General features: G+C 32.2%; 7 protein-coding genes. All 7 read left to right on the plus strand.

Annotated elements, in window-relative coordinates:
* The first annotated feature begins 186 nt into the window (after positions 1-186).
* The gene (locus tag H9564_RS06140) at positions 187-1,068 is read left to right on the plus strand and encodes a YveK family protein (protein WP_318241079.1); all 882 of its coding nucleotides are present in this window, start codon (positions 187-189) and stop codon (positions 1,066-1,068) included.
* Between the two features lie 15 nt (positions 1,069-1,083).
* Positions 1,084-1,839 carry a CpsD/CapB family tyrosine-protein kinase gene (locus H9564_RS06145; protein WP_191684615.1) on the plus strand — a complete coding sequence of 252 codons (756 nt, stop codon included), beginning with the start codon at positions 1,084-1,086 and terminating at the stop codon, positions 1,837-1,839.
* Between the two features lie 18 nt (positions 1,840-1,857).
* Positions 1,858-2,631, plus strand: a complete 774-nt coding sequence (locus H9564_RS06150) for a tyrosine-protein phosphatase (RefSeq protein ID WP_191684616.1) — start codon at positions 1,858-1,860, stop codon at positions 2,629-2,631.
* Between the two features lie 31 nt (positions 2,632-2,662).
* Positions 2,663-3,313: a sugar transferase gene (locus H9564_RS06155; protein WP_191684617.1), complete on the plus strand. Its 651-nt coding sequence runs from the start codon at positions 2,663-2,665 to the stop codon at positions 3,311-3,313.
* 12 nt (positions 3,314-3,325) lie between these two features.
* Entirely contained in the window at positions 3,326-4,471 is a 1,146-nt protein-coding gene (locus tag H9564_RS06160; RefSeq protein WP_225209576.1) for a glycosyltransferase family 4 protein, read from the plus strand.
* A 1-nt stretch (position 4,472) separates the two neighbouring features.
* The gene (locus H9564_RS06165) at positions 4,473-5,576 is read left to right on the plus strand and encodes a glycosyltransferase family 1 protein (protein WP_191684619.1); all 1,104 of its coding nucleotides are present in this window, start codon (positions 4,473-4,475) and stop codon (positions 5,574-5,576) included.
* A gap of 4 nt (positions 5,577-5,580) precedes the next feature.
* Positions 5,581-6,344 (plus strand): glycosyltransferase family 2 protein (locus tag H9564_RS06170; protein WP_191684620.1); only part of this gene is annotated, 764 nt, incomplete at its 3' end.

Consider the following 6,344-nt stretch of genomic DNA (forward strand, 5'->3'; position numbering starts at 1 on the left):
GACTGTGTTGCATCAGAGATTCTAGCAAGTCTCTGGCAAGCATATTTAGATTACGAGGCATTAGAAAGGTTAGGGCGAACACGTTTTGACTGTGCTGCCTTAGAAGCTAACGACCTTCGGTCAAATAATCTAATAAAAATCTATTTTACCTTAATATATAAAACTAACTAAACAGGAGAGAAAAAAGTGAATAACAATAGTTCTACTGAAAAAGAAAGTCAAGAAAATCAAATTGACTTACACCGTTTAATGGAAATCTGTCACAACCACGTGAAGTTGTTTGCTATTTGGACAGTAATTATGGCCGTTCTTGGTTTTGTGGTGGCTGAGTTCGTAATTACACCGCAATATACGGCATCTACACAAATCTTGGTTAATCAAAAGCATAACAATGCTGACGGCCAAGCTTACAATAATCAGCAAGCCGATATCCAAGTAATTAATACCTATAAAGATATTATTACCAATCAGGTTATTTTATCGAAAGCTAGTAAACAGCTAGAAAATCCGGTTAAAGTGATCACGCCAGCTAAGAAGGCTGTTTACGAACGAAATGCGAATGGTAACCGAGAACTTGTTCGCTCAGCTAAACCGGCAGTTGTTGAACAAACCGGTCAAAAGTCCTACCATGTTACGACAGCACAATTAAAGAAGGCTATCTCTGTTCAGACCCAACAGAATTCGCAAGTCTTTACCTTAAATGTAAAAACTGATAATGCAGAAAAGTCTGCAGCAATTGCCAATACCGTTGCGTCAGTTTTTAAGAAGCAGATTAAGCATATTATGTCTGTCAATAATGTAACAATCATTTCACGAGCTAATGCACCCAAGGCAGCGTCTTTTCCAAACAAAAAGTTATTTACGCTTGTGGGAGCTGTTTTAGGCCTTGTGCTTAGTTTTGCTTACGCTCTAATTAAGGAATTAACTGACACGACTGTGAAGAGTGATGACTTCTTAACAAACGAATTAGGGTTAACTAACCTTGGTACCGTTGCTCATATTCATATGAAACCAAGTGAACACGGAATTCAATCAAGTCAATCTGCAGATCACCATCGTCGGGTATAAGGAGGGATCGTTCAGATGAGTCTATTTAAGAGAAAATCAGTTGTAAGTAATGAAACCACCAAATATGGTGCAAAATTGATTACAGTACGAAAGCCAAAAAGTGTTATTGCTGAACAGTTCCGGACTATTCGTACCAATATTAGTTTTATGGGAATTGATCATCCTATTAAGACCTTTGCCTTTACTTCAGCCAATATTAGTGAGGGTAAGTCAACGGTTACTGATAATATTGCAGTAGTTGCAGCAAATGCAGGTAAAAAAGTCTTGTTGGTTGATGCTGACTTGCGTCGACCAACGCTTCATAAGACCTTTAATGTGCCTAACCAAAAAGGATTAACAACAATCTTGACTTCAGAAGCAGCGGAAATGGATATTACCGACATGATTAAAGAAACAGAGGTGGAAAATCTGTCGATCCTTACTTCTGGTCCAATTCCACCCAACCCAGCCGAATTATTGAATTCCCAACGAATGCAGGCATTGATTGCTAGTATGAAGGATAACTATGATGTTGTAATTTTGGATGTACCGCCGATTTTGGCCGTCTCTGATACCCAAGCGTTAGTTAGTCACCTTGATGGTGTTGTTTTGGTTGTCAAAATGGGACAAACTGAAAAAGCGGGTCTTAAGCGCTCAGTTGAACTATTAAAATTAGCTCATGCCAATATTCTTGGCTATATCATGAACGATGTTGATCGGAACGGTGATGCAGGTTATGGCTACGGATATGGTTATGGTTATGGCTACGGATATTCTTCAGAATCAAAGTAAGAAATGGATTGATGATTAATGGTAATGGTTGATCTACACTGTCACCTCTTGCCAGGGGTTGATGATGGATCAAAGAATATGGAAATCTCTTTACGATTAGCTCAAGAGGCCGTTGAAAATGGGGTTACCCATGCATTGTTAACTCCACACCATATGAATGGGCGGTACGTTAACCATAAACAGGATGTGATTAAAGAAACTGTCGAGTTTCGGCAGCAATTAAAAGAACATAATATTCCATTAACAGTTTTTCCGGGCCAGGAAGTGCGAATTAATGGGCAGCTGATTGAAGCGTTGGACAAAGATGACATTTTATTTGCGGACGAGGGGAATCGGTATTTAATGCTAGAGTTTCCTGATGACGATGTACCGCATTATACTAATCAAATGATCTTTGCACTCCAGCAACGGGGAATTACACCAGTAATTGTTCATCCAGAACGGAATACTAAGATTATGGCACATCCGGAATTGTTGTATCAGTTATTACAAAAGGGATGTTTATCACAAATTACCGCTAGCTCCTATGCTGGAACTTTTGGTAAGAAGGTAGAAGACTTTAGTAAAAAGTTAATTGCAAATGGGCAAGGATACTTGTTTGCTTCTGATGCTCACGATTTACCAGGGCGGAAGTATGAAATGCGTCAAGCATTTGAAAAGTTGAGTCGTCAATTTGATGCAGAACTTGCTAAACGTTATGCAGAAAATGCCCGATTAATTATTAATGGTGAGAATGTACCGATAAATGAGATTCGGGAATTAAAGAAGAAAAAGAGGTTCTGGTTGTTTTAATTATTATTTAGAGAGGAGCTAATTTAATTTGATGATTGAACAACAGAAGTTAATAGACCAAAAACAAGTTGAATCTCGTAAAGTCTACCATTTGACGAAACGTTTTCTTGATATTGTGTTATCAACTTTAGGTTTAATTGGTTTAAGTCCAGTAATGGGAATAGTTGCTTATAAGATTAAGCGAGAAGATGGTGGACCAGTATTCTATAAGCAGGTACGAGTTGGAAAAAATGGTAAAAAATTCAAAATGTATAAATTTCGTTCAATGGTGGTTAATGCAGATCAGTTATTAGATAAATTGAAAGAAAAAAATGATGTAGATGGTGCAATGTTTAAGATGAAGCACGATCCTCGAATTACAAAAGTCGGACATTTTATTCGAGAACATAGTTTAGATGAATTGCCACAGTTAGTAAATGTCTTAAAGGGCGATATGAGTCTTGTTGGGCCACGTCCACCACTACCATCTGAAGTAGAACAATACACAAGTTATGATAAGCAAAGACTGTATGTAGTACCTGGCTGTACGGGACTATGGCAGGCAACCGAACGAAATAATGTTGGTTTTGATGAAATGGTTGGATTAGATTTGAAGTATATTAAAAATTGTAGTGTAAAATACGATCTTTTAATTATTTGGAAAACCATTGCTGTTATTTTTACACCTAATAGTTCATATTAAATGGAGAAAGTTATGCATAAAAATAAAGTTACAGTTGCTATGATAGGACAAAAAGTCGTACCTTCTAGAAATGGAGGTATCGAAAAAGTTTTGACAACATTAACCCCTCTCCTAGTTAGAGATGGTTATAATGTTATTTGTTTTAATCGAGACTTCGATGATATAGATAATGAATATAATAATGAAATAGTTAATAATACATATAAGGGTGTACATTTAAAAAGTGTTTTTACTCTCAAAAAGAAAGGATTAGCTGCAGTATCTTCATCCTTTTTTGCAAGTATTCGTGCAAGCTTAAATAAAAATATAGATGTTGTACATTTTCATGCAGAAGGGCCATCTTTATGGATAATGATACCAAAACTGTTTGGAAAAAAATGTATAGTTACAGTTCATGGATTGGATTGGAAACGTGATAAATGGAAAAATGGCTTTGGCTCTAAATATATAAAATTTTCTGAAAAGATATTAGCCAAATATGCAGATGAAATAATAGTTTTAAATCAAAGCACGAAAAAATATTTTTTGAGTGAGTATAGTAGAAAAACATATTTAATTCCTAATGGTGTAAATTCACCTAAAAAAAGTGAAAAAAAAATATTTCTAGATAAGTACAATTTAAAGCCAGATGGGTATATATTAAGTGTTTCTAGATTGACTCAAGAAAAGCAGATTCATCTATTAATGAAAGCATATATGCAAGTAAAAACCAAAAAGAAATTGGTAGTAGTTGGTGATTCAAGTGATACTGATGAATATAAAGCAAAGCTGTATAAAATAGCTAAAACCAATCCTAACATAATTTTCACAGGTTTTTTATCGGGTGAAGCTTTAAATGAACTTTATACATATGCGTATAGTTATGTAATACCGTCAAAAATTGAAGGAATGTCGATGTCATTATTAGAAGCCATGGCGTATGGAAATTGTGTCATTGGTTCAAGTATAGAAGAGATTAAGTCTGTAATAAAAGATAATGGATTAATATTTAAAAATAATGATTTAGAAGATCTAAAAAATAAATTACAGTTTGTATGCGATAATCCTTTAATTGTAAAAAAGTATTCAGATAGGAGTAGCAATTATGTATTATCTAAGTTTAATTGGAATGATATAGTCAAAGAAACCGAAAAACTATATGGCCTAGGAGGACATTAAAATGCCTATTAGAATTCTTCAGGTAGTGAATAGTATGAATCATGCTGGATTGGAAACTATGTTAATGAATTACTATAGGAATATTGATAGGAATAGGATTCAATTTGATTTTTTAACTCATAGAGATTTTGTGGGAGACTATGATTCTGAAATTTTAGAAATGGGAGGACATATTTATCATGCTCCAAGATTATATCCACAAAACTATGTAAAGTATTTTCATTTTATGCGTGATTTTTTTGCAGAACATCCAGAATATAAGATAGTGCATTCACATATTGATTCTATGAGTTATCTTCCACTTTTAGCTGCAAAAAAAGCAGGAGTACCTATTAGAATCGCTCATAGTCATAATACTTCAATAGATTTGGATTACAAATTTATATTAAAAGAGCTTTTTAGATACAAAATTGTTAATGTTGCAAACGAATTTTGTGCTTGTGGGCAAGAAGCAGGTAAATATTTATTTAGAGATAAGAGAAAATTTACATATATTCCTAATGCAATCGATAAAAATAATTTTGTCTACAATCCTAATATTAGAAGAAAAATAAGAAAGCAATTGTCGTTAAATGGAAAATTAGTAATTGGAAATGTTGGGAGACTTGTTAATCAAAAGAATCAGTCCTTTTTAATTGATATTTTAAATATTCTTATACGTAATGATATCAACTCACATTTAATTATAGTTGGTGTTGGAAAAAAAGAAAAACGTTTAAAAGAAAAAGTAGAGAAATTAAATTTAAAAAAATATGTATCTTTTTTAGGTAATAGAAATGACGTTAATGAATTGTATCAAGCAATGGATGTTTTTGTCATGCCTTCTTTGTATGAAGGAATCCCTGTTGTAGGTATAGAAGCGCAATTTTCCGGATTGCCATGCATATTTTCTGAAAATATACCTAAAGAAGTTGCGTTTAGTAAAAATTCAGAATTTATTTCATTAAAATCATCTAAATATGATTGGGCAAAGTTAATTTATAAAAGTGCTAATAATAGCGAAAGTCGTGAAATATTAAAATTAAATAACAATGATTATGATATATCAAAATCGTATAGAATACTCGAGAATTTCTATTTAAATCTTTCTAGGAAGTGTGAGTGATAGCATGCAACCATTAATTAGTTTTATAATTCCCGTTTATAATAATTCGTTCTTTGAACTAGAGGAATGTATTAAATCGATTAAACAAATTACTTTACTAACATATGAAGTTTTGATTATTGACAATAATTCAGATATAGAAAAAAGTAAAGTATATAAAAAATTATCAAATAATGATGATAAGATAAACTATTATTACACTAAAAAAAAAGGTGTTGGTAAGGCAAGAAATATTGGCATAAAAATGGCTAAGGGGGAATATATTTTTTTTGCTGATGCGGATGATAAAATTATTCCTAAATTTTTTAATAATTTGACTATTAATTTAAATGATAGAGTGGATCTATATATTTTTAATATTCTTGTAAAAAATTCAATAAAAACAAGTACCCTTAGTATGGTTACTAGTAATTCACAACCTTATATGAGTGAACGAGAATTAGCTTATAATATAGTTATAGGTTTTAATTTGAATAATGTCTTTGGAAGGTTATTTAGAAGAAAATTCTTGATTGATAACAAAATTATTTTTAAGGACATAAAAAATGGAGAAGATGTATTATTTATGTCCGATGTAATAATAACAAATCCATTAACAAAATATATTAATAAGAATTCATATATTTATTTTGAAAAAGTTAATAATTCAAATAAAAGGTTAATAAATGATCCGTTGGGTATATATAAATATTCTAAAATGACATTTGAATTAAAAAAATCTCTTGCCCAAAAGTTAAATATTGATACTGAAGATGTATTACTTAGGAT

The organism is Limosilactobacillus avistercoris, from assembly GCF_014836425.1.
Classification (GTDB): domain Bacteria; phylum Bacillota; class Bacilli; order Lactobacillales; family Lactobacillaceae; genus Limosilactobacillus; species Limosilactobacillus agrestimuris.